A 24,615-nucleotide genomic window follows, 5' to 3' on the forward strand; every position below is an offset into this window, starting at 1 on the left:
GCAGAAAAAAGGTGCGTCATGATAGCCGCAAACCATAGTGTATCCGACTGTGACTGCGCTAGAATCGTCCGGATCGGATGAGTACACTCATCGTCCTTCTTCTCTTTCTTTCCCCTGGCTATGAAAGCAGTTGCACCCGGCACCGTCATCTTCCACCGCCATCGCGGCTATGGCGTGATCACCCACGTCAACCTGCTCACTGGCTGGATCTCGGCGCGTTTCAACGACGAGGCGCGCGCCCTCGACCTGAACCTGTCGAGCGACGAAGTCCAGCACGCCGACGGCGAGCCGATCCTGTTCCGGCGCGCGCCGCCAGACCGCATGCCGCATGCGCGCCTGATGGCCGTGGTGCGCGCATTGCACGAGGCAGGCTACCAGAAGCTGTACCTGTATTCCTGGCCCAAGCCCTCCGGCCTGCACTGGCGCTGGCACCTGTTCACAGGGCCGCGCAACTGGATGCAGCGCACCTGGCGCGAAGGCTGGTATGGCTCGGGCGCCGACTACAACAACAATCCCGTGATGGGTTGGGGCGACGTGCCGGGCGCCACCACCGACGAGCTGATCCACGCGCTGGCGAAGTTCGATCCGCAAGGGCTGGCGCAGGCGCTGGGCCGCGACGAAGACCATACCGCCTGGTTCGCGCAAGCCTGCAATTTGCTGCTGCCGGGATACATGTACAGCCTCAATATGGAACGCCCCGCAGGCGGCGGGCTGGTCGAGGCGCCTGCGGTGCCGATCGTGCCGGTACGGGCGGGCTTGAAAGCCTACAGCGGCCGCGACATCGGCTGGCCGCCGGGCTGGGCGGGACTCTGGACCGGCACCCACGTGATGCCGGCGCCGAAGATCAACCTTACGGGTGAGCCCGAACTGCGCTGAGCGCTTCCGGATTGAGGATGTTCGCCGGCTCGCCTTGCGCGAACTTCACGATGTTCTCGAACGCCGCCTGGAAATAAATCTCGTAACTGTCCTTCTCGACATAGCCCAGGTGCGGGGTAGCCAGCACCGTCGGGATGCGCAGCAGCGGCGAGTCCTGCGCCAGCGGTTCGCTGGTGAACACGTCCAGCGCCGCCATGCCCGGACGTCCCTGCTTGAGGGCTCCCTCGAGCGCGCCATCCGCCACCAGTTCGGCGCGGCTGGTGTTGACGAACAGCGCGTCCGGCTTCATGCGCGCCAGGTCGCTTGCCGTGACGATGCCGCGCGTCGATTCCGCCAGCCGCAAATGCAGGCTCAGCACGTCGGCCTGCTCGAACAGCGCCTCGCGTGACGCCGCCGCCTCGAGGCCGTCGGCGACGGCGGCCGCGCGGCTGGCCTCGCTGCCCCAGACCAGCACCCGCATCCCGAAGGCGCGCGCATAGCCGGCCACCAGCTTGCCGATCTTGCCGTAACTCCACAGGCCCAGGGTACGCCCGTGCAGCACCCGTCCCACGCCATTGAGCGCAGGGTTGATCGAGGCCGTCTGCCACAAGCCATCCTTCAGATTGTTCGCATACGGCACGATCTTGCGGCTGGCCGCCATGACCAGCGCCCAGGTCAGCTCGGCCGGCGCTATCGGCGAGCCGACGCCTTCGGCGATGGCGATGCCGTGCGCGGTCGCGGCGGCCACGTCGATGTGGCCGCTGACCTTGCCGGTCTGCGAGATGAGCTTCAGGTTCGGCAGCTTCGCCAGCAACGCCGCCGACAAGGCGGTGCGTTCGCGGATCAGCACCAAGGCGTCGAAAGGAGCGAGGCGGATCGCCAGCTGGCCCAGTCCACGGGTGGTGTTATTGAAGACCTTGACCTCATGGCCGTCGAGCAGTCGGAAGCAGTCAAGACCGCGCACGGTGTCTTGATAATCGTCAAGAATCGCGATTTTTATTGATGTTGTCAGAGTTATATCAGTTAAATGTAAACAAATAACAGGGTAGGGCATTTGCCCAAATAGCCTACTACATTACTAGGGCATTTCTCCTACTTTTTTGTAGTGGAAGGGCCCGTAAGGCGGTTTTTGGGGTGTACAATCGGCGCAGAACTTAAAGGAATGACACGTATCCAACGGTGCTCATGAGACGTACCGCTCAGCCTTGCCACAGGCTACCGACCCCGACCGCTGTCCCACCGCGATCCTGACCAGGCCGCTTGCCCGATGGATGATCCCGACCCAGCGATCCACCCGAATTCTTTATTGGCATTTGGAGGACTCCCCATGAACCAGCCCGTGATGGGCGGCGTCGCCGCACTGAACGTTCCAGCTTACATCAAACACCAAAAGCTCATCAATTGGGTCGCGGAAATCGCCGCCCTGACCAAGCCTGACAGCATTTACTGGTGCGACGGTTCGGAAGAAGAATACGACCGCCTGTGCGCACAGATGGTCGAAGCGGGCACGATGAAGAAGCTCAACCCCGCCAAGCGGCCGAATTCCTACCTGGCCTGGTCCGATCCGTCGGACGTGGCGCGCGTCGAAGACCGCACCTATATCTGCTCCGCCACCAAGGAGCAGGCCGGCCCGACCAACAACTGGATGGAGCCGGCCGAGATGCGCCGCACCCTGCATGGCCTGTTCGACGGCTGCATGGCCGGCCGCACCCTGTACGTGGTGCCGTTCTCGATGGGCCCGCTGGGCTCGCCGATCGCCCATATCGGTGTCGAACTGTCCGATTCGCCGTATGTCGCGGTCAATATGCGCATCATGACGCGCATGGGCAAGGCCGTGTACGACGTGCTGGGCCCGGACGGCGAGTTCGTTCCCTGCGTCCACTCGGTCGGTGCGCCGCTGGCTGCCGGCCAGAAGGATGTCGCCTGGCCATGCAATGCCACCAAGTACATCGTGCACTATCCGGAAACCCGCGAGATCTGGTCCTTCGGTTCCGGTTACGGCGGCAATGCGCTGCTGGGCAAGAAATGCTTCGCCCTGCGCATCGCCTCGAACATGGGTTATCAAGAGGCGCAGCAGGGCGGCACCGGCTGGCTGGCCGAACACATGCTGATCCTGGGCGTCGAGTCGCCGCAGGGCGACAAGAAATACGTGGCCGCGGCTTTCCCTTCGGCCTGCGGCAAGACCAACTTCGCGATGCTGATCCCGCCGAAGACCTTCGACGGCTGGAAAGTGACGACCATCGGCGACGACATCGCCTGGATCAAGCCGGCTGCGGACGGCAAGCTGGTCGCGATCAATCCGGAAGCGGGCTACTTCGGCGTAGCGCCGGGCACCAACGAAAAGACCAATCCGAACTGCATGGCCTCGCTACGCGAGAACGTGATCTTCACCAACGTGGCGCTGACCGACGACGGCGACGTATGGTGGGAAGGCATGACGAAAGAGGCCCCGGCACACCTGATCGACTGGCAGGGCAAGGACTGGACGCCGGCCTCCGGCACCAAGGCGGCGCACCCGAATGCGCGCTTCACCGTGGCCGCGACCCAGAATCCGGTGATCGACCCGGCCTGGGACGATCCGGCCGGCGTGCCGATCTCGGCCTTCATCTTCGGCGGCCGCCGCTCGACCACGGTGCCGCTGGTGACCGAGGCCAATAACTGGGTGGATGGCGTGTACATGGCCGCGACCATGGGTTCCGAGACCACCGCCGCCGCCGCCGGCCAGATGGGCGTGGTGCGCCGCGATCCGTTCGCGATGCTGCCGTTCATCGGCTACAACATGAGCGACTATTTCCAGCACTGGCTGGATCTGGGCAAGAAAGTGGCTGCAATCAATGCGGCTGCGCTGCCGAAGATCTTCTGCGTCAACTGGTTCCGCACCGGCGAGGACGGCGGCTTCGTGTGGCCGGGCTATGGCGACAATATGCGCGTGCTGAAGTGGATCCTCGACCGTACCGAGGGCAGCGCCGCGGCCGGCAACGCGCACCTGTTCGGCACCTCGCCATCGTATGGTGACCTGAACTGGGATGGGGTGGAATTCACCGAAGCGCAGTTCACCCAGATCACGTCGATCGACAAGAACGCGTGGGCCGAAGAACTGAAGCTGCACGGCGAACTGTTCGACAAGCTGGCCTACCGCCTGCCGCGAGAGCTGGTGGATACCAAGGACCGCCTGGAGAAGCAACTGGCTGGCTAAGACCGGCCGAGTGGGGGAGAGGCCACTGTTGAAAGTGGCCATATAAAAAGAACAGGGGCAACGCCAATGGCGTTGCCCCTGTTTCATTTGGGTCGAACCGTGAAGGTCAACCCTTCAGCAACGGCTTCAGGTATTTGCCCGTCGGGCTGTCCTTGACCTTGGCCACCTGCTCCGGCGTACCGCAGGCCACGATGGTGCCGCCGCCGGCGCCGCCTTCCGGCCCCAGGTCGACGATCCAGTCCGCGGTCTTGATCACGTCCAGGTTGTGCTCGATGATGGCGAGCGTATTGCCCTGGTCGCGCAGGCGGTGGATCACCTTCAGCAGCAGGTCGATGTCGGCGAAGTGCAGGCCGGTGGTCGGTTCATCCAGGATGTACAAGGTGCGTCCGGTGTCGCGCTTGGACAGCTCGAGCGACAGCTTGACGCGCTGCGCCTCGCCGCCCGACAAGGTGGTCGCGCTCTGGCCCAGCTTGATGTAGCCCAGGCCCACGTCCAGCAAGGTCTGTAGTTTACGCGCGATGACCGGCACCGGCTTGAAGAACTCGTGCGCATCCTCGACCGTCATGTCCAGCACTTCGGTGATGTTCTTGCCCTTGTACTGCACTTCCAGCGTTTCGCGGTTGTAGCGCTTGCCATGGCAAACGTCGCACGGCACGTACACGTCCGGCAGGAAGTGCATCTCGACCTTGATCACGCCATCGCCCTGGCAGGCTTCGCAGCGGCCGCCCTTGACGTTGAACGAGAAGCGGCCGGCGCTGTATCCGCGTTCCTTGGCGGTCGGCACGGTCGCGAACAGGTCGCGGATCGGCGTGAACAGGCCGGTATAGGTCGCCGGGTTCGAACGCGGCGTGCGGCCGATCGGCGCTTGGTCGACCGAGATCACCTTGTCGAAGTGTTCCAGGCCGTGGATCGAGCTGTGCTCGGCCGGCTCGGTCTGCGAACCGTACAGGTGGCGCGACAGCGCCGGATACAGCGTGTCGTTGATCAGGGTCGATTTACCCGAACCCGAGACGCCCGTTACGCAGGTCATCAGGCCCACCGGCAAGGTCAGGGTTACATCCTTCAGGTTATTACCTTTCGCGCCCGTGATCACCAGCTGGCGCGCCGGGTCGGCCTTGGTGCGCTTCTTCGGCACTTCGATCTTGCGCCGGCCGTCCAGGTACTGGGCGGTCAGCGAATGCTCGTTGTTCATGATCTGCTCGAGCGTGCCCTCGGCGATCACGGCGCCGCCGTGCACACCCGCGCCCGGACCCATGTCGACGATGTAGTCGGCGGTGCGGATCGCGTCCTCGTCGTGCTCGACCACCAGGACGCTATTGCCGATGTCGCGCAAATGCTTCAGGGTGGCGATCAGGCGATCGTTGTCGCGCTGGTGCAGGCCGATCGACGGTTCGTCGAGCACGTACATGACGCCGGTCAGGCCCGAACCGATCTGCGAGGCCAGGCGGATACGCTGGGCTTCGCCGCCGGACAGGGTATCCGCGCTGCGGTCGAGCGACAGGTAGTCCAGGCCGACGTTGTTCAGGAACTTCAGGCGCGAGACGATTTCCTTGATCACGCGCTCGGCGATGTCGCGCTTGGCGCCACTGAGCTCCAGCTTGTCGAAATAGTCCAGCGTTTCGCGCAGGGGTTTATCGGACACCTCGTAGATGGCGCGCTGCTGCTCGCCCTGGCCGATCTTGACGAAACGCGCTTCGGTGCGCAGACGCGCGCCTTCGCAAGCCGGGCATTTCTTTTCGTTGATGAACTTGGCCAGCTCTTCCTTGACCGCCATCGAATCGGTCTCGCGGTAGCGCCGCTGCAGGTTGTTGACCACGCCTTCGAAGGTATGCTCGCGGATCACGGTGCGGCCACGCTCGTTCACATAGCTGAAAGGGATCGCGGTCTTGCCGGAGCCGAACAGCACGGCTTCCTGCGACGATTTCGGCAATTGCTCGAACGGCTTGTCGAGGTCGAAGTCGTAATGGGCCGCCAGGCTCTGCAGCATCTGGAAGTAGAACTGGTTGCGGCGATCCCAGCCCTTGACGGCGCCCGAGGCCAGCGACAGGTGGGGGAAGGCCACGATCCGCTTCGGATCGAAGAACTCGATATGGCCCAGGCCATCGCATTCCTGGCAGGCGCCCATCGGGTTATTGAACGAGAACAGGCGTGGTTCCAGCTCTTGCAGCGAGTAGCCGCAAACATTACAGGCGAACTTGTTCGAGAAGACGGTTTCCTTTTCGCTATCCATCTCATAGGCGACGGCGCGGCCATCGGCCAGGCGCAGGGCGGTCTCGAAGCTTTCGGCCAGGCGCTGCTTGATGTCCGGGTTCACTTTGACCCGGTCGATCACGACGTCGATGCTGTGTTTCTCGGTCTTCTTGAGCTTGGGCAGCTCATCGATTTCATAGATCTTGGCGGCATTGACGCCGCTGGCGATGCGGAAGCGCACGAAGCCCTGGGCCTGCATGGCCTGGAACAGGTCGCCGTGTTCGCCCTTGCGGCCGGCCACGACCGGCGCCAGGATCATCAGCTTGGTGCCTTCCGGCATGGCGAGGACGGCATCGACCATCTGCGACACGGTCTGGGCCGACAGCGGCTCATGCGGGTGCTGCGGGCAATACGGCGTGCCGACACGCGCGTACAGCAGGCGCAGGTAGTCGTGGATCTCGGTGACGGTGCCGACGGTCGAGCGCGGATTGTGCGAGGTCGCTTTCTGCTCGATCGAGATCGCCGGCGACAGGCCTTCGATCAGGTCGACGTCCGGCTTTTCCATCAGTTGCAGGAACTGGCGCGCATAGGCCGACAGCGATTCGACGTAGCGGCGCTGGCCTTCGGCATACAGGGTGTCGAAGGCGAGCGAGGACTTGCCCGAGCCCGACAGGCCGGTGATCACGATCAGCTTGTTGCGCGGCAGGTCGAGGTTGATGTTCTTCAGATTGTGCGTGCGGGCACCACGAATGCGAATTTCTTCCATTAAGTTCGGCAGACTTTCTATCAGTTTTTGCGGGGCCGCAGACGCCAGCAGCGCGGTAAGCGGGCCAATCGGGGAGAACCCGTAAGTGTAGCGCGTTTTTGTTTCGGCTGTACATTTATCCAGTGGTTGCTGTACCAGCGATGCCGTATTGGCATGGCCTCGCGCGCAGGCACGCGGTGCGCTGGAGAACCCGAGTGACCCTATGTGGGCCGATCCTGGAGCGCTTCAATGACAAAGCGTTCAGAATCCGAAAATTATTCTCCGGCGCCGTCAGCATGCACCATGGTGCGAGCCATTGCGGCACCGCCCGGCGCGAGGAAGTATTGCCCGGGTTACAATTTACAAATACACGCAAGGAGTATTTGATGCAGGTTGTGACCGAAGACGACTATATCGGCGCGTTGAGCGATCACCCGCTGTCGGCGCAGTTCGATGTCCTGGGCTATGCGGATGGGAGTTCCAGCTGCATCCCGCATGGGTTCTTCCGTAACTGGCTGGACCAGGAGCCGGGCGACGACTGTAGCTGCTACATCGGGCGTTGCTCCGGCTTCGGCGTCGGCTCGATCGTCAAGTACGATGGCGCGCAACAGTCGCTTGGCGTGGGGCGCTACGTCGCCGGTGGCTTGCGCTTGCGCTTCCTGCTCAATGGCCAGCATGAAATGCGGACCATTTCGACCTATATGTTCTCGGTGGCCGGTCCTGGCCTGCAAAATGCCGCGCCACCACAGTATGGCGACACCGTGATCAAGAACGATGTCTGGATCGGCGACGAAGTCATGGTACTGGGCGGCAGCGTGATCGAAAATGGCTGCGTCATCGGCGCACGCTCGCTGCTGCCGCCAAATTTCCGTTCCGAGCCTTATGGCATCTATGGCGGTTCTCCCGCGCGCCTGATCCGCTTCCGTTTTACCGAGAAAGTACGCGCCGCGCTGCTGGACCTGGCCTGGTGGGACATGCCCTTGAGCTGGATCCGTGACAATAACGTCATGTTCTTGCAAGACATGACGCTCGACGAGGATGCAGCGTTGGAGACCATTGCCGGGTTGAAGGCGAGTCGTCAGGCATACGAGGCAAGCGCCGGGCTGCAGGGCTGATTCGGGATGATGCGGCCGCCGTTCGCAGGGTTTGGCCGCTGCGCTGCCGACGCGTCCAGTAGCACTTGCCCGGCAGGCAACCCGTCAGCACCCAGGCGACACCAGAGGTGCTTGAACGTCCCCCGAACGCCGCTGACCTCAGCCAACAAAAACGCTTTTAAAACTATCCTTCCCGCCCCCATAATAGCGAGTTGCAACACCACAGTTCCCTGACGCTTAGTCAAGTGCAGAGTCAGGGCTCACAACACTCTACAAGGATCTATCATGGCATCAGTCAACAAGGTCATCATCGTCGGCAACCTCGGCCGCGATCCGGAAATCCGCTACATGCCGAGCGGCGACGCCATCGCGAACATCGCGGTCGCCACCTCCTACCGCTCGAAGGACCGCAATACCGGTGAGCAGAAAGAACTGACCGAATGGCACCGCATTTCCTTCTTCGGCCGCCTGGCCGAGATCGTCGGCCAATACCTCAAGAAAGGTTCGTCGGTCTACGTCGAAGGCCGCCTGCAGACCCGCAAGTACACCGACAAGGACGGCATCGAGCGTTACGCTACCGACATCATCGCTGAAAACATGCAGATGCTGGGTGGCCGCCAGGGCATGGGCGGCGGCGACAGCATGGGTGGCGGTATGGGCGGCGGCATGGACGACGACTACTCGGCTCCGCAGCGTCCGGCTCCACGCCAGGCGCCACCGGCCCCGGCCGCGCGTCCGCAGCCGAAACCGGCGCCGAACTTCTCGGATATGGATGACGACATTCCGTTCTAAGCTGTATTCAGCACGATCAATCGTCGCTGCCTGACGAACCAGTAAAAAAACCCGCAAGCGATTGCGGGTTTTTTTCTTTCGCCAGGTGCCTGCGCAGCCTGAACCGATCCTGCGCCTTTCAGCGCATCAGGCGCTGTTGATGCTCAAGATATTCCCGTCAGGGTCTTTAAGCCACACGATCTTCAACTGGCCAGCAACATGGACGTCGCCCTCGCGACGCAAGCCGCCCATGTCGTAGTGCTCGAAGCGGGCACCCTTCGACTGCAGTGCGGCGACGATGTCGTCGAACTTGTCGCCGACATCCCACGTGATGGCGGTCGCCTGGTTCGTGCCGGCATACTCCGAGCGGTAGACGAACACCCGTGTGTTGCCGCTGCGGTAGAGCGCCATGTCGGCATCGCCGCCCTCGCTCTCGACCGGCGTCAATCCGAGCACATTGCCATAGAACTCTCTTGCCGCAGCCATATCGCGTACGCCGACTGTTGCGGTCGCATCCATATCTGCCAACATGATCGCCTCCTTCCATGATGGAGGCGGATACTCTAGCGCGAACAGCTCCGCTACCGCGCACGCCTCGCTAGCGCCGCGCCGCCTTCAGGAACAGCCCATGCGCCGGCGCGAAGTTGGCATGCAGCGGCAGGTAGGCCGCGCCGATGACCTTGGCCGTCATCCCGATCGTCCCCGCCATCACCAGCGGCCGCTCGGTGCCCTGCCAGCTGTAGCGCGTCATCTGTTCCTGCATCGCGGCGATCAGGCGCTCGAGCAGGGCGCGGCTGACGGCGCCGTCGACGATCACGCCATCCAGGTCGAGCAGGCAGGCCGCGCCGCTGACGCCGAAGGTGATCGCATTGGCGGCTTCCTCGATCCATCGCAGGGTCACCGCCTCCCACGGCCCGCTCAAGAGGCGTTCGTCGCCGAACGCCAGCAGTTCCAGGCCAGCCTGGGCATGCATCTCTTCCAGCCGCACCAACGAGGCCGCGCCGAGCAGCTGCGGCGCCACGCCGCGTTCTTCCGTGCCGGCCAGGCCCAGGGGCATCGAACCGATCGCGCCGGCGTTGCCGAACTGGCCGCTGTGCGGCTCGCCGTCGATCACCAGGCCGCCGCCGACCAAGGTGTCGACGAACACGTACAGATAGCTTTTCAGCTTGCGTCCGCGGCCGGCCACCAGTTCGGCCACGCAGGCCGCGATCGTGTCCTTGGCGAAGTCCACGCGCAGCGGCGTCATGGCCTGCAGGCGGACGCGCAGGTCGACCCGGCGCCAGGCTTCCGCCTCTTGCGGCAGCAGGCTTTCCAGGCCGTGCCAGGTGCCCAGCGTGAGCGGGGCGGCCAGGCCGATGCCGGTCAGGCGCTGCGCCAGCTCCGGGCCGAGGAAGTCGTCCACCTCGCGCAGCCTGGCGTCGATGGCGGCGAATACCTGCTCCACTTCGGGACTGGCGTAGGGCGTCGACGACTGCCAGCGCAGCGCGCCCGTGAAATCGAGCAGGACCACGTCCAGCGCGCGCCTGCCGATCTGGATCCCGATCGAGAACGCGCCTTCCGGATTGAGGGCGATCGGCTGTGACGGCTGGCCGACCTTGCCGCGCACCGCGTCGCGCTTGACCACCAGTTGCTCGTCCAGCAGGCGGTTGATGATCACCGAGGCCGTCTGGGTACTGAGACTGGTCAGGCGCGCGACTTCGGCCTTGGGCAGGCTGCCATGGGTGCGGATCGCCTGCAGCACGACCCGCTCGTTGAACTCGCGCATGCCGACCTGGTTCGAGCCGACGGTGCGCAGCAGCGGCATGGTGGCGGGATCAAAGGCGGTAGGCGGTGCGTTATAGGACGGCATGGCGCGGGCGTTCAAGGGGAGGGACGGCTGGAAGCCGCCAGTATACGTCCATTCCCCGTAAATAAACCTGTGCGATTTATTTTTCAGGGGGATCTTGATTGCAGAAGAAAAATAATGCGGTGACAACTGGTCGAACTTGGCGGTAGAATCGCGCCCAATCAAGTGAATGGTGCCTTCCTGCTCGTCTGCAGGTAGGTGAAACGGGAAGCCGGTGACATGCGCGATAGCCATCGCGCGCCAGTCCGGCGCAGCCCCCGCTGCTGTAAGCCTGACGACTCCGATCGAACGCCACTGTGCCCCGCGCACGGGAAGGCAGGACCGGGGAAGGAAGACGGCGAGCCAGAAGACCGGCCATCCACGATGCATTCGTACGTCCCGGGGTGAGGGCGTGCCTGTTGGTTGTTCGCTGTTCCTTCTTTTGCTGCTCGTGCTATCGCCCATGCGGTCGTGCGCCCTCATGGCGTGCGCGCACGCGTCCCGGTTCATCGTCGAAGGATGGCGGCTGCCTGTTGTCATGCGCGCGTCAAGCGCGCAGCTAAAAGGTCGACGTTCACATGAACACGCTTTTCCTTGTCCGCATCTGCGCCGCATTGGCGTTCCTGCTCGCCTGCATGTCGGGCTTCCAGCACGCCAGCGCCGCCACCCTGTTCGCCGTGGTCACCGAGCGCGCCGCGCCGGGCGCCATCGAGGCCGCCCACCGCCACCTGGCCAGCCATCCGCACGACCGCATCCTGCTGCGCACCCCGGCCCAGCTGATGGCGGCGGGCGAGCGCGAAGTGGGACAATGGATCGCCGCCGCCGACAGCATCCTGGCGGTGTCGCTGTTCGGCGACCCGGCGCGCCGCATGAAGGATGGGCTGGCGCGCCACGCCAGGCCGGACACCGCCGTGCTGGCGCTGAACGGCGAGGCAACCCTGAACCTGATGACGCGCTCGCGCCACGGCAGCCTGGCCGGCTTCTCGCCCGAGCTGCTGCGCCAGCTGGCGAGCGAAGTGCCGCCGCTGGCCGCGGTGCAGGCGGCCGATGCCGATCCCGCCGCCCGCCACTGGCTGGCCGCGCGCCGTGTGTGGCAGGCGGGCGGCATCGACAACACGACGGAGCTGATGCGGCACCTGCTCGCGCCAGGCACGCCCCTGGCCGATCCGCAGCCCGAGCCGACCCTGCGCCTGCGCGCGGGACAGCGCGAGCTGCAGGACGCCGCCGCCTGGGGCAATGCCTCGAAGCTCGGCTTGCAGGAGCGTCCGACCGTGGTCGTGCTCGATCTGGCGAACATGGATGGCGTGGTGCCCGCGGCCCTGTGCCGGCGCATCGAGGAACTCGGCCAGCCCTGCGTGCAGCTGCTGACGCGCTGGGGCGGCGCCTCGCGCGAAGCGCTGGAGCGCCTGCCGCAGCTGGTCGCACCGGCGAAACCGGCCGCGCTGGTGGTGCTACAGGACTTCGTGGTCGGCGCCGCCGAGGGTCGTGAAGCTGTGGGCGAAGCCTTCAAGCGCCTGGACATCCCGGTGTTCAAGGCGATCCGCCTGTCGGACCGCACCGCGATGCAGTGGCAGCTGTCGCCCGACGGCCTGCCGCCCGATTCGGTCCAGTACCGCGTGGCCCTGCCCGAGCTGCAGGGCATCGGCCAGCCGATGGTGGTGGCGGCCCTGGGCCAGGCCCAGCGCGACCGCCAGACCGGCATCGAGAACCGTCCGCCAGTGCTGTTGCCGGCCGAAGTCGACCGCCTGTCGGGGCGCGTGGCGCGCTGGCTGGCGCTGCGCGCCAAATCGAACGCCGACAAGAAGGTCGCGGTGGTCTACTACAATCATCCGCCGGGCCGCCAGAATATCGGCGCCGACAACCTCAACGTGCCGGACTCGCTGTTCGAGATGCTGCATGCCCTCAAGGCGGCGGGTTACACGGTCGGCGAGCTGCCGGCCTCGCCCGAGGCGCTGCTCGACATGATCATGGCGCGCGGCGTCAACCTGCCGGAAGACCGCGCCGCCCTGCGCGAGATGGCCGGCGCCGTCAACGGCATCACGGCCCAGGATTACGCGCGCTGGTTCGCGACCCTGTCGCCGCGGGTGCGGGGCGAGATGCAGGATGGCCTGCTGGGCCGCCTGCATGCCGACGTGCTGGCGGCCGAGAGGGCCGGCGAGCGCGCGCTGGGCCGCAAGCAGGCCGAGACCGTGATCGAGGAGCTGCTGCACCTGGTCGAGGGCGTCGACCATCCGCAGCGCGTGCAGGCCACGCGCGACCTGCATGCGCTGGAAGAGGGGTATTTCGCCTGCCTGGACGACGTCAGGCCGCGGCCCTGCAAGGCGTTGGCGCCCCTCTACCGGCGCCTGATCGGCTACGGCATCGAAGGCATGCGCGGCTGGGGCCCGGCGCCGGGCAAGGTAATGGTCGACGGCGGCAAGATGCTGGTGCCGGGACTGGTGTTCGGTAACGTCTTCATCGGCCCGCAGCCGCCGCGTGGCTGGGAAGTGGACGAGGAACTGCTGCACGCGAATACCAGCATCACGCCGCCGCATCAGTTCCTGGGCTTCTACCACTGGATCCGCGACCGCTTCAAGGCCGACGCCGTCGTTCACGTGGGGCGCCACTCGACCTATGAATTCATGCCGGGCAAGGCAGTCGGCCTGTCGAGCGACGACTATCCGAGCCTGATCGCGAGCGACCTGCCGGGCATCTACCCGTATATCGTCGATGGCGTCGGCGAAGGCACGCAGGCAAAGCGCCGCGGCCTGGCCATCATCGTCGACCACCTGACGCCGCCGCTGGCCACCACGCCGCTGTACGACGAGCTGCTGTCGCTGCGCCAGATCGTCGAGAGCTTCGAGGCCGCGTCGTCCGAATCGCTCAAGACCCAGGCCGCGCAGCTGATGCGCGAGCGGGTCGTGGCCCTGAACCTGCGCGCCGAGCTGGAAGCGTCGATGTCCGACGTGCTGGAGGTGCGCGGCATCGGCTTCGATGCGGCCGACGACGACCTGCTGGCGCACGAGATCGGCCACTATCTGACCAAGCTGCAGGAGAAATTCATGCCGCATGGCCTGCACGTGTTCGGCCGGCCGTGGAGCCGCGAGTCGCTCGACCTGATGCTCGACTCGATGAAGAAGAGCGGCATCGACGATCCCGATGTCGCCCATAAACTGCGCGACTCGCCGCGGCGCGAGATGGCGGCGCTGCTGGCCGGCCTGGATGGGCGCTACATCGAGCCGGGCAAGGGCAACGATCCGCTGCGCTCGCCCGAGGCGCTGCCGACCGGCCGCAACTTCCACGCGGTCGACGGCGACATCCTGCCGACCCGCCTGGGCTATGGCCTGGGCCGGCAGATGGCGGGCAAGGCCGCCGAGCGCGACAAGGTAGGCGAGGGCAGCGAAGGCATCATCCTGTGGGCGTCCGACGCCGTGCGCGACGAAGGCGTGATGGTCGGCTTCGCGCTGGCGATGATGGGCGCCGAGCCGGTGTGGAATGCGCGCGGCATCGTCACCGACGTGAAGCTCACGCCCGGCGCCGTGCGGCGCGACGCGGTGGTCACCACATCCGGCCTGTTCCGCGACCTGTACCCGAACCTGATCCGCCTGATCGACCGCGCCGGCCGGCTGGCGCTGGCGGCGTCGGCGCAGACGCTGGTCGAGCAGGACCCGTCCTTGCGCGAAGCCCTGCAGGCGGCGCTGGCGCCGATCGAAGGCGCCGTGTGGGGCAGCGAGCCGGCCACGAACAATCGCGTGGCGCGCGAGTGGTTGACGCGCCAGCGGGCGCTGGTGGCCGATGGCATGCCGGCGAGCGAAGCAGGACGGGCCGCGGCGCTACGCGTGTTCGGCGATGCGCCGGGCGCCTACGGGACCGGCGTGAACCGCCTGGCCGAGCGCTCCGGCGCCTGGCGCGAGCGCGAAGAGATCGGGCGCGCCTACCGCAACCGCATGGGCCATGCCTATGGCCTGGATGCCGAGGGCGCCTCCAGCCACCGCGCCTTCGACGTGGCGCTGGACGGCATCCACCGCACCTATCATGGCCGCGCCAGCAATCTGTATGGCCTGCTCGACAACAACGACGCCTTCGACTACCTGGGCGGCCTGTCGCTGGCGGTCGAGACGCGCACCGGGCGCGTGCCGGACGCGCTGATCCTGCAGCATGCGCAGCCGGGCCAGGCCGACGTCGAGCCGCTCGCCAGCGCCCTGCTGGGCGAGCTGCGCGGACGCTTCCTGAACCCGGCCTGGCTGCGCCCGCTGATGGACAACGGTTATTCCGGCGCGCGCACGATGGGCCAGGAATTCATCGAGAACCTGTGGGGCTGGCAGGTGACGCGGCCCGACCTCGTCAAGAACTGGGCCTGGGACGAAGTCAAGGCGGTCTATTTCGACGACCGGCACAAGCTCGGCCTGCCGGAGTTCCTTGGCCAGCGCCACAACGCGCACGTGAAGGCGCACATGCTGGCGGTGTTCATGGTGGCGGCAGAAAAAGGATTCTGGAAGACCGATCCCGAGACCATCCGCCGCATGGGCGGAGAGCTCGCGCGCCTGGTCGCGGCCAACGGCCTGCCGGGCAGCGGCCACACGGCGCCCGATCACCCGATGTGGGGCTGGCTGGCGCCGCAGCTCGATGGCGCGGATGCGCAAAAGCTCGGCGTGGCGCTTGCCAAGGCGCGTGGCGAGCTGCTGCCGGCAGTGGCGACATCCGTCCCTTCCGTCGCCGCCCCGGCGCAGCAAGTTGCAGCGCCTGACGCTGGTGAAGCGACCGAAGCTGCGCCGCCCGCGCCCGAGCCAATGCGCGTCTACGAACTGAATCAGCAACCCGAACCCGCGCAGCCTGCCGCTTTGCGCATCGTGCAGGTGCTGGCCATCCTGGCCGCCTGCCTCGCCCTGTTCTCGCTCGGCCTGTGGCGCGGCCGGCACATCCCTCAACCTCTCAGGAGTCATCCATGATCGAAACCCTCTCTTCAGACTTTATCTCCTATGGGTGGCTGCACGATGCCGTCAGCTGGCTGCTCGCGCCGTCCCTGGTGGCGCTGCTGGCCGGCTGCGCGATCGCGCTGGTCGAATCCGGCATCGCCGTCGGCGAACGCTTCCACGGCCTGGCCAGGCTGCGCGACAGCGGCGACGTCGAGGCGGTGCAGCGCATTGCCCGCCACCGCCTGGAACGCGCCGACCTGCTGGCGCGCATTCCGCCGATGCTGGGCCTGATGGCCACCATCATTCCGCTCGGGCCGGGCCTGGCGGCGCTGGGCGAAGGCGACCCCGCCAAGCTGGCCAGCGCCGTGACCGTCGCCTTCGACGCCACCGTGCTGGGCCTGGTGGCCGGCATCGGCGGCCTGGTGATCGGCAAGCTGCGCCGCCGCTGGTACGAAGAGACGCTGGACGCCATGGAGCAGCCAGCATGAGTGGGCGCGGCAAGCTGCGGCTATACCGCCACCTCGACGCGCGCTTCGACCAGAGCGACGAAGATCCGCGCGCCAGCCTCGTCAACCTGGTCGACGTGATGCTGGTGTTCGCCTGCGGCCTGATCGCCGCCATCGCCGGCACACAAGGCGCATTGAAGACGCCGCAGCCGGTGGAAAAGGGACGCCAGATCGAGCGTCCCGCCAGCGGCGTGACCCAGGACGGCAGCGGCTATGACCGCGTCGGCGAAGTCTATCGCGATCCCGAGACCGGCCAGCTGGTGCTGATCGAACCCGTGCAAACCAAGAACGAACAATGAACACGATTTTCCAATCCCGCCCGCTCGCCGCGGCCATCGCCCTGCTGTGCGCTAGCAGCGCCTTCGCACAAGACCTTCCTACCGTGACCATTCGCGGTGCGGCCGGCGACGAAGGCCTGGCGCTCGACCGCCAGAACACCACCGGCAGCCGCCTGGACATCAGTGCGCTCGACCTGCCGGCCAGCGCCGAGAGCCTGAGCGCCGCCACCATCGCCGCGCGTGGCGACCTGCTGGTCAAGGATGCGGTGACGCGCACCACCGGCCTGACCGACAGCAGCTCGCCCGGCAGCGGCATCAGCTATTCCGCGCGCGGCTTCAACGGCAACAACTCGATCGCGATGCTGGAGAACGGCCAGCGCCTGCTGGTCGGCTCCACCACCGCGACCTATCCGGCCGATCCCTGGGGCTACGAGACGATCGAGGTGCTGCGCGGCCCCGGTTCGGTCGTCCATGGCAGCGGCACCACCGGCGCCATCGTCAACGCCGTGCGCAAGGCGCCGCGCCGCGAATCCTCGCTCGAGATCCTGGGCGGCATCGGTGGCGGTGAGTCCCTGCGCGCCGGCATCGGCGCTACTGGTGCGCTGGGCGAGCAGGGCGCCTTCCGCGTCGATGCCTACGCCGGCCGCAGCGACGGCTTCATCGACCGCGGCGAATCCCGCCACGGCAAGATCCTGACCAGCATGACGACGACGCTGGCGCCCGGCGTGACCCTGTACGCCCAGCTCGATCATGCCGAGCAGGAGCCGATCCGCTACTTCGGCACGCCGCTGGTGAGCGGCGGCCTGGCCGAACGGCTGCGCGACGAGAACTACAATGCCGGCGACGCCGTGCTGCGTTTCGTCGACGACAAGGCCGTCGCGCGCCTGAACTGGCAAGTGGCGCCGAACCTGGAAATCAGCAACGAACTGGCTTACTTCAAATCGCGCCGCGACTGGCGCAATATCGAATCGTATGCCTACGACCCGGTGCGCGACGTGGTGGACCGCAGCGACTACATTGGCATCCGCCACGACCAGGAGCAGACCGCGAACCGCCTGGAGGCGCGCTGGAAGACCGGCGCCAACCAGGTGGTGGCGGGCTGGGAAGCGTCGACCATCAACTTCAGGCACACCAATAACTCGCCCTATGGCGGCGCATCGACGGTGGCGCCGAGCGGCTTCGACCCGGGCAGCTTCTGGGACACCCCGGACCCGTTCCGCCCGAACTTCGCGACCGACACCACCACCCATGCCTTTTATCTCGAGGATGCCTGGCGCGTGGACGAGCGTCTGCTCCTGACGGCGGGCGCACGCCACGACCGCTACAAGATCGAGCGCCACAACCTGCTTGCCGACAGTGGCCACTTCGGCACGACGCTGCGTTCCAATTCGGTCCGCGTCGGCGCGAGCTGGAAGCTGGCGCCGGACACTTCGCTCTACGGCCAGGTCAGCACCGGCAGCGATCCCCTGACGAGCCTGTTGTCGATGACCCTGGCCAACAGCAAGTTCAAGCTGACCGATGCGCGCCAGGTCGAGGCGGGCATCAAGCAGATGCTGGCCGGCGGCCGCGCCGAGTGGACGGCGGCGCTGTACCGGATCAGGAAGGACGACATCATCACACGCGACCCGAACAACCCGGCGTTGTCGGTACAGGGCGGCTCGCAGACTTCGCAGGGCGCGGAAGCGAGCGCCAGCGTGAGCCTGGCTCCCGGTTGGCGCATGGATGCCAACGTGGCCTATACCGATGCCGAGTTCGACGAGCTGCTGGAGGCGGGCAACGTCTCGCGCGCCGGCAATCGCCCGGCCGACGTGCCGAAGGTCTCCTCGAACCTGTGGCTGACGCACCGCGCCGGCGACTGGCGCACGGGCGCCGGCCTGCGCTACGTGGGCGAACGCTTCATCAGCAATGCCAATACCCAGACCCTGCCGGCCTACACCACGCTGGACGCCTCGATCGGCTGGGCCCTGAGCCGCAACGTGCAGCTGCAGCTCAACGTGCGCAACCTGACCGACAAGCTGTATGCGATCACCTCGTATGGTTCGTCGCAATACCTGCTGGGCGACGAGCGGCATGCCGAGCTGACCGTCCACTGGCGTTACTAAGTGAGTTCCTGGAAGCGCCAGCTCTACTGGTGGCACCGCTGGCTGGGCATCGCGATCGGCCTGCTGGTGCTGCTGTGGTTCGGTTCCGGCATCGTCATGATGTACGTGCCGTATCCTGAGTTGACGGAACAGGAGCGCATGGGCTGGCTGGCGCCGCTCGATCCGGACCGTGTGCAGGTCACCGCCGCTGAAGCATGGACCGTGAGCGGGACCGGGAGCGCGGCGCCGGATGCGGTGCGCCTGAATACCGTGGCGGGCCGCCCGGCGTGGCACTTCCATCACGAGCGCAGCTGGCATTCGGTATGGGCCGATGGCGGCGGACCGCTGGAAGTGAATTACCTGATCGTCTCGAGCAGCGCGCGCAGCGCGGCGCCCGATGCGCATTCGCTTGCAGTCGACAAGATCGAACTGGACCAGTGGACCTTCGGCGCCGTGCGTGCGCACCGGCCCCTGTATCGCGTTGCCGCCGACGATGCCGCCGGCAGCGTCCTGTACGTGTCCGGCCGCAGCGGGGAGCTGGTGCGCGATACGACCCGCAACGAGCGCGCCTGGAACTGGGTCGGCTCCGTCATCCATTGGGTGTACGTGACGCCGCTGCGCAAGCACGACGAGGCCTGGCGCCAGGCCGTGATGTGGACGTCCGGCGTGGCTATGGTGCTGGCCATGACCGGCATGGTGATCAGCGTTCTGCGCTTGCGGGTGCGGCGGCGCTATGCGGGCGGCAGGATGTCGCCGTACACGGGCTGGAAAGCCTGGCACCACTGGCTGGGCCTGGGCGTTGGCGTGCTCGTCATCACCTGGCTGTTCAGCGGCTGGCTGTCGGTCGGCCCGTTCGGCTTTCCGTCAGGCGGCGGCGTCACCGCGCACGACCGGCAGGCGTTTGCCGGCGGTGCGCTCGACAGCGACGACCTGGCGCTGGATGCGGCCGCGCTGCTGCGCGCGCATCCCGGCACCCTGGAACTGGAATGGCGCCGCGTGGGCGGCAAGCTGTATCTGAGTGCGCTCGGCCGCCAAGGACGTCGGCTGGTCGATACGCGCGACAGCGCGGTCGTGCCTGGCGTGCCGCACGACCTGCTGCTGCATGCCGCGCAAGCGATCCGCCCCGGGGCGCTGATGCAGGCGGAGCTGCTGACCGGTCCGGACGATTATTACTACAGCCATCACCGCAAGGCGGCTTTCCCGGTCTTGCGCGCGCGCTTCGACCTGCCTGACGCGCCAGTGTTCTACATCGACCCGGCCCAGGGCCGCCTGGCCGGCTACGTCGACCGCGACAAGCGCTGGGATCGCTGGCTGTTCAACGGCCTGCACCAGCTCGACTTCGCCTTCCTGCGCACGCGGCCGCTGTGGGACGTGGTCGTGATCGTCCTGTGCGTGCTGGGCTTTGCCCTGACCTTCAGCGGCCTGGTGCTGGGCTGGCGGCGGCTGACGAAAGGATGATCAGCGCTGCTGGCCGCGGCCGGTCGCGGCCCAGTAGATCCCGCCCAGCAGGTGGCCCAGGTATTGCGGGTCGCGGTACATCTCGCCGTTGTGCCCGAGCGTGGTGACGAACACGCGGCCCTTCTCGTGCTGGTGGTGCCAGGCGATCGGGTGGTCCTTGCCCATGCCCTTCACTGTCTGGCCCGGCCAGATCAGGGTCGGGTCGTAGCTTGACTCGTCCACGTTCAGCACCGGGTTGATCGTCACGTTGTAGGGATTGGTGAAGGTGTAGAACTCGTCGCTCCAGACCCAGCGCTCGGGCAGGCCGAAGGTGGCGGGAAAACGCTGGTCGACGACGGTCACCACCCCGGTCTGCAGCTTCGGATGCAGGCCCACCGTGCGGCCCACCATCTTCTCGAACCAGACCCAGTCGTTCGGCTTGGCGATCGCCGCGCGGTGCACCACGACGGCATTGCCGCCCCCGCGCATATAGTCTTCGAAGTTGGCGCGCTGCGCGGGGTTCAGTTCTTCGCCCGGCGTGTTCAGGAACATCACGGCCGCATACTGTTTCAGGTCGCCTTCGAACACTTGCGTCTTGCTGGTGTAGGTGAGCGCGAACGAATGCAGCTTGGCCAGGCGCTCCAGGTTGTCGCGCGCGATCGGGATGTATTCGTAGTGGTATTTGCCGGGCGTGGCCAGAACCAGCAGCTTGAACTGGTCTTCGGCCAGGCTGTCCGGTGCGGCGATCGCCATCATGGCCAGGCCTGCGGCCAGGGATGTCATTGGTTTCATCGAGTCTCCTTGTCTGTTCTTATGGTGCGGGAACGCCTTCGGGCCGGCGTCCGGCGCGCGGCACCAGCCAGCCGCCGTCAAGCAGCCAGTCGGCCAGCCGGTCCGGCCAGTGCTGCAGCGAGACGCGCTCGCCGCGCTGGCCCATATTGAAGGCGTGGTCGGTGTCGGCATACAGGTGCAGTTCGGCCGAGACGCCGGCCGCCACCAGCTGCTGGTACAACGCGATCGTGGGCGGCATGCAGCAGGCGTCGCGCGAGCCGGCGACCAGGAAGGCCGGCGGGGCGTTTTTGGCATCGGTGGCCGGCGTGCCGAGCGGTCCAGGATAGACCAGCACCTGGAAGTCGGGCCGGGCCGACTGGCGGTCCAGCGCATCGCCGCCAGAAGCGAGTGCCGGCGCCGGATGATTGGCCACCAGCGCCGCCAGTTCGCCGCCGGCCGAAAAGCCCATCACGCCGATGCGTTCGGGATCGACGCCGTAGCGCGCCGCATTGGCGCGCACCCAGCGCACCGCGCGCCGCAGGTCGTTGGCGGCGTCGCGCTCGATGCTGTAGCCCGAGTCGCCATCGCGCGCCAGCCGGTACTTGAGCACGAAGGCGGTGACGCCGATCCGGTTCAGGGTCTTCGCCGCCACCATGCCCTCGTTCTGGAACACCAGCATGCGGTGACCGCCGCCAGGGACAACGATCACGGCGGCGCCGTTGGCATGGCGGCGGTCGGCCTGCGCCACCGTCAGCGACGGCGCATGCACGTTGCTGAAGTAGACGCCGTCCTTGACCGTCTCGGGTTCGTGCTGGCGGCCCTGGGAGCCGGGCGCGCCGTCGGGCCACAGCTGGATCACTGGGGGCTGCTGCGCGATGGCGCTGCCGGACACCAGCAGCGCGGCGCACAGGATGCGAATCGCGCGCATCAATCCTTGACCCGGGTCGAGTACAGCGAGTGGTGGGTCAGGATGAACAGCGTGCGTTTATCAAGACCGCCGAAGATCAGCTGCAGCGGGCGTTCCGGCACGTCGATGCGGCCCTTCTCCTTGCCGTCCTTGCCATAGATGAAGACCTGGCCGTTGGCCACATAGACGTCGCCGTTCGGGCCGACCGCCGCGCTTTCGCCGCCGCGGTTGGCCAGCAGCTTGAGGTCGGTGATGCCGCCGCCAGCGTTGACGGTGCCGCTGAAGGTGCGGTTCTCGGAGCCGTTGGTGAACACCACGCGCTGGCCGACCGGCGCGGTGACGAAGCCGAAGGCCTGCAGCGAATCGGCCCAGCGCCAGCCCAGGTGGTCCGCCGCGCCCTGGCGCAGCACGCGGTAGGCGGGCAGCACCAGGCTGCCATCGGGCGACACGTATTCTTCTTTCTTCGGCAGGGCGACGTCGCGTGCGAACATCTCCGCCAGGGTCGTGAACTCGAAGGTATCGTAGTTGAGCTGGTCCTTGAACTCGCCGTTCTGCCAGAAGTTGACGGGGACCGCCACGCGCGCGCCATTGCGGGCCGCGACCGGGGTCGGCTTGATCATCGTGATCTCCGTTCCCGGCGTGCCCGGCTTGAAGGAATAGACGCTGGCCTGCGGGCCGTAGTTCGAGATCACCATCAGGTTGCCACTATTGTCGATCGCCAGGTTGACCGGATCGAGCGGGGCGTCGCGCACCACGACCAGGCCCTCGTCCTGTGTATAGCTGTAGATGCGCTTCCAGTGGCGGTCGACGAAGTACAGCTTGCCCTTGGGATCGACGGTGGCGCCGGCGATCGAATAGAAGCCGCCTTCCAGCTTGTCGACCTTGCTCAGCGGGGCAGGCGCCTTGCGCTGCTTGCCGGTGTAGTCGAACACGGCAAACTCGCGCTCGCGCACCTCGAGCTTGTTGGAGACGTCGCGGATCGCATTCTCGTAGGCGAACTTGCTGGCGCGCAGATAGGTGGTGCAGCCATTGTCGTCGCAGGTGGCGAAGCCGCTCTCGCCGTTCACGTGCACATTGCGGAAGCGGATGTCGCTGGAATTGGTGATCAGGATCGCCGCCGGCATCGGTTTATAGGAACGCGTCACGCGGTAGCCGTGGTAGTTCGCGAACAGCAGGTTCTTCGAGTTGCGGATCTCCAGCGACACCGCATCGGCGCCGTCGCGGATTTCCTCCTCGGTCTGCGGCGCCAGGAATTCCCAGTTCTCCACATTGTCCAGCACGATCTCGGCGCGGATATGGTGTTCGGCCGACAGTTCGTAGACCTTGCCCGGGGTCTTGGTATTGGTCACGTAAAAGCCGGCCTGGGCATAGCCGCTGGGCGACCAGATGCCCGAGAAGGTGCCGCCACCGCCGTCCGTCACCCACACGCTCGGATACTGGCGGTCCCAGTGCGCGGTGGTGTCGAATTTCGCATCCTTCTGATACGGATCGGCGCGACGGCCGTCGTACAGGCGGGTGCCGTGGCCGCCCTGGATGCGCACGTCGTCCACCAGCGAGTGTTCGCCGGCGCGCCACAGCAGCGCCACCGCGCGGTTGTTGATCTCGCCGGTCGCGAGGCCGATGCCGGACACGATGCCTTCGCCGCCGCGCGCGCTCTCCAGCAGCGCCTTGGGGCTGTCGACGCCCTGGAACTTGGGCGAGCCGTTCGGCAGCAGCAACTGGGTCAGGCCCGGGTGCAGGGCGATGATCACGGTGTCCGGCCGCATGCGGATGGTGTCGTTGACGACGTAGAAGCCCAGCGGCAGGTAGACTACGCGGTTGGCGTCGATCGCCTTCTGGATCGCGGCCGTGTCGTCGGTCTTGCCGTCGCCTTTCGCGCCATAGGTGTGCACATTGGCCCATTCCTTCGACGCCGGCAGCGGGCGCAGGGCGCGGACGGGCGCCTTCAAGGGCGACGGCAGGGCCGCCGTCTTGTAGTTGGTCGAGAACGTCCCCGGCTCGCCCATCTGCTTGATGAACAGGCCGTAGTTGAATTCGCTGACGGCGTAGTCGCGGCCCTTTCCCGCCAGCGTCTTGCCGCTGTCGCGGAAGCGCACGAACGTCGGCACGTTGCGCGCGATGGCATTCTCCATGCCGACCTGGGTATAGACATTGTCTTCGTTGCTGACGATGAGCGCGGCCTTGCTGACGTTCTCGAAGCGCACGTCCTTGCCCCACAGCCAGTCGCCATAACCGCGGTTGATCTCGACGCCGACCGGGGTGTCCTTGATTTCCGTGTTGATCATCGTGAGGCTGGCTTCATGCTCGCGGATCGCGGCGTCGCGCTGGCCCTCGAACGTCGAATCCATCAGCGTGAACTGCCAGGCCGGCGAGGTCTTTTCGCTCAGGATGCCATAGCGGCCACCGTAGAAGCGCAGGTTGTAGGCCACGTTGCCGACCTGGTAGACGCCGGCCAGGCCGGAACCCAGGTGGAAATCGATGTGGCTCAGGTTCGAGTGCTGGGCCGTGTGCATGCGCACCGCGGCGGCGGCCGGGTTGCCGTCCTTGATCTCGAAATCGACGTTCGACAGCGCCGAATAGAAGGTGGACGAGTTGGCATTACGGACCGCTTTCCCTTCCTCGGCGCTGAACGGCACCGCGCTCGGCACCGGCATCGGCACCTTGCCGACGCTGTACTGGTCGCCGCCGGTGAAGATGATCATATTGGCCACGCCCTTCTGGAAGCCTGGCGTGTTTTCGGCCAGCACGAACACGGGCCGCGTCGGGCCGACGCCATACAGGCGCACGGCCAGCGGAATCAGCAGCGAACGGGTGATGCGATAACGGCCCGACGGCAGGAACACGATGCCACCCTGGCCTTTGTTGGCGGCGGCATCGAGCGCCTGCTGGATCGCGGCCGTGTCGTCGGCCTTGCCATCGCCTTTCGCGCGCACCACGACGGCGCGCGGGTCTTCGGGCATGGTCTGGTAGGCCGAGATGGATGCGGCGTTTGCGGCGCCAGCCAGCAGGAGCGACAGCGCGAGAGCGCGCGGAAGTACGGAAAGTGTTGTCATCATCGATCTTT

The 24,615-nt window shown here is 66.2% G+C and carries 16 protein-coding genes and 1 riboswitch; of the genes, 9 read left to right on the forward strand and 7 right to left on the reverse strand.

Going from position 1 to position 24,615, the window contains the following annotated elements; genetic code table 11:
* Positions 1 to 120 precede the first annotated feature (120 nt).
* Positions 121 to 876: an L-asparaginase gene (locus J3U95_RS15220; protein ID WP_208279402.1), complete on the forward strand. Its 756-nt coding sequence runs from the start codon at positions 121 to 123 to the stop codon at positions 874 to 876.
* On the opposite strand, the gene J3U95_RS15225 is transcribed toward J3U95_RS15220, so the two are convergent.
* Positions 851 to 1,855, reverse strand: a complete 1,005-nt coding sequence (locus tag J3U95_RS15225) for a D-2-hydroxyacid dehydrogenase family protein (RefSeq protein ID WP_208279553.1) — start codon at positions 1,853 to 1,855, stop codon at positions 851 to 853. The genes J3U95_RS15220 and J3U95_RS15225 overlap by 26 nt on opposite strands.
* A gap of 327 nt (positions 1,856 to 2,182) precedes the next feature.
* Here J3U95_RS15225 and J3U95_RS15230 point away from each other — a divergent pair, with 327 nt between their 5' ends.
* On the forward strand, positions 2,183 to 4,051 hold the full coding sequence (locus J3U95_RS15230) for a phosphoenolpyruvate carboxykinase (GTP) (protein ID WP_208279403.1): 1,869 nt from the start codon (positions 2,183 to 2,185) through the stop codon (positions 4,049 to 4,051).
* Between the two features lie 106 nt (positions 4,052 to 4,157).
* Here J3U95_RS15230 and uvrA read toward each other — a convergent pair whose 3' ends face one another.
* On the reverse strand, positions 4,158 to 7,007 hold the full coding sequence (gene uvrA / locus J3U95_RS15235; protein WP_208279404.1) for an excinuclease ABC subunit UvrA: 2,850 nt from the start codon (positions 7,005 to 7,007) through the stop codon (positions 4,158 to 4,160).
* A gap of 365 nt (positions 7,008 to 7,372) precedes the next feature.
* Here uvrA and J3U95_RS15240 point away from each other — a divergent pair, with 365 nt between their 5' ends.
* A complete protein-coding gene (locus J3U95_RS15240; protein WP_208279555.1) occupies positions 7,373 to 8,101 on the forward strand; it encodes an LbetaH domain-containing protein in 729 nt (242 codons plus the stop codon).
* Between the two features lie 264 nt (positions 8,102 to 8,365).
* Positions 8,366 to 8,872, forward strand: coding sequence for a single-stranded DNA-binding protein (gene ssb / locus J3U95_RS15245; RefSeq protein ID WP_208279406.1), 507 nt, complete (start codon positions 8,366 to 8,368; stop codon positions 8,870 to 8,872).
* A 126-nt stretch (positions 8,873 to 8,998) separates the two neighbouring features.
* On the opposite strand, the gene J3U95_RS15250 is transcribed toward ssb, so the two are convergent.
* Both J3U95_RS15250 and J3U95_RS15255 read right to left on the reverse strand, forming a co-directional pair.
* Positions 8,999 to 9,382, reverse strand: a complete 384-nt coding sequence (locus J3U95_RS15250) for a VOC family protein (RefSeq protein WP_208279407.1) — start codon at positions 9,380 to 9,382, stop codon at positions 8,999 to 9,001.
* A 67-nt stretch (positions 9,383 to 9,449) separates the two neighbouring features.
* Positions 9,450 to 10,700, reverse strand: coding sequence for an ROK family transcriptional regulator (locus tag J3U95_RS15255; RefSeq protein ID WP_208279409.1), 1,251 nt, complete (start codon positions 10,698 to 10,700; stop codon positions 9,450 to 9,452).
* Between the two features lie 150 nt (positions 10,701 to 10,850).
* Positions 10,851 to 11,070, forward strand: a riboswitch (cobalamin riboswitch).
* 184 nt (positions 11,071 to 11,254) lie between these two features.
* Here J3U95_RS15255 and J3U95_RS15260 point away from each other — a divergent pair.
* Genes J3U95_RS15260 through J3U95_RS15280 form a run of 5 tightly spaced genes read left to right on the forward strand, consistent with a single transcriptional unit; the run spans position 11,255 to position 19,894 of the window.
* Positions 11,255 to 15,604, forward strand: coding sequence for a cobaltochelatase subunit CobN (locus tag J3U95_RS15260; protein WP_208279410.1), 4,350 nt, complete (start codon positions 11,255 to 11,257; stop codon positions 15,602 to 15,604).
* Positions 15,601 to 16,059 (forward strand): MotA/TolQ/ExbB proton channel family protein, encoded by a 459-nt coding sequence (locus J3U95_RS15265; RefSeq protein WP_208279411.1) that lies wholly within the window; start codon positions 15,601 to 15,603, stop codon positions 16,057 to 16,059. Before J3U95_RS15260 ends, J3U95_RS15265 begins: the two co-directional genes overlap by 4 nt.
* The gene (locus J3U95_RS15270; RefSeq protein WP_208279413.1) at positions 16,056 to 16,376 is read left to right on the forward strand and encodes a DUF2149 domain-containing protein; all 321 of its coding nucleotides are present in this window, start codon (positions 16,056 to 16,058) and stop codon (positions 16,374 to 16,376) included. The genes J3U95_RS15265 and J3U95_RS15270 overlap by 4 nt, the downstream gene beginning before the upstream one ends.
* Positions 16,373 to 18,457: a TonB-dependent receptor gene (locus J3U95_RS15275; protein ID WP_208279414.1), complete on the forward strand. Its 2,085-nt coding sequence runs from the start codon at positions 16,373 to 16,375 to the stop codon at positions 18,455 to 18,457. The genes J3U95_RS15270 and J3U95_RS15275 overlap by 4 nt, the downstream gene beginning before the upstream one ends.
* Positions 18,458 to 19,894 carry a PepSY domain-containing protein gene (locus tag J3U95_RS15280; RefSeq protein WP_208279416.1) on the forward strand — a complete coding sequence of 479 codons (1,437 nt, stop codon included), beginning with the start codon at positions 18,458 to 18,460 and terminating at the stop codon, positions 19,892 to 19,894.
* Here J3U95_RS15280 and J3U95_RS15285 read toward each other — a convergent pair whose 3' ends face one another.
* The 3 genes from J3U95_RS15285 to J3U95_RS15295 are packed head-to-tail and all read right to left on the reverse strand — an operon-like array spanning position 19,895 to position 24,607.
* Positions 19,895 to 20,665: a ThuA domain-containing protein gene (locus tag J3U95_RS15285; protein WP_229519863.1), complete on the reverse strand. Its 771-nt coding sequence runs from the start codon at positions 20,663 to 20,665 to the stop codon at positions 19,895 to 19,897. It abuts the gene before it with no gap.
* Positions 20,666 to 20,684: 19 nt separating this feature from the next.
* Positions 20,685 to 21,572: an alpha/beta hydrolase gene (locus J3U95_RS15290; protein WP_208279417.1), complete on the reverse strand. Its 888-nt coding sequence runs from the start codon at positions 21,570 to 21,572 to the stop codon at positions 20,685 to 20,687.
* A complete protein-coding gene (locus J3U95_RS15295) occupies positions 21,572 to 24,607 on the reverse strand; it encodes a glycosyl hydrolase family 28-related protein (RefSeq protein ID WP_208279418.1) in 3,036 nt (1,011 codons plus the stop codon). The genes J3U95_RS15290 and J3U95_RS15295 overlap by 1 nt, the downstream gene beginning before the upstream one ends.
* Positions 24,608 to 24,615 lie beyond the last annotated feature (8 nt).

The sequence above is a fragment of the Massilia oculi genome (assembly GCF_017582745.1).
In the GTDB taxonomy this organism is placed as follows: domain Bacteria; phylum Pseudomonadota; class Gammaproteobacteria; order Burkholderiales; family Burkholderiaceae_D; genus Telluria; species Telluria oculi_A.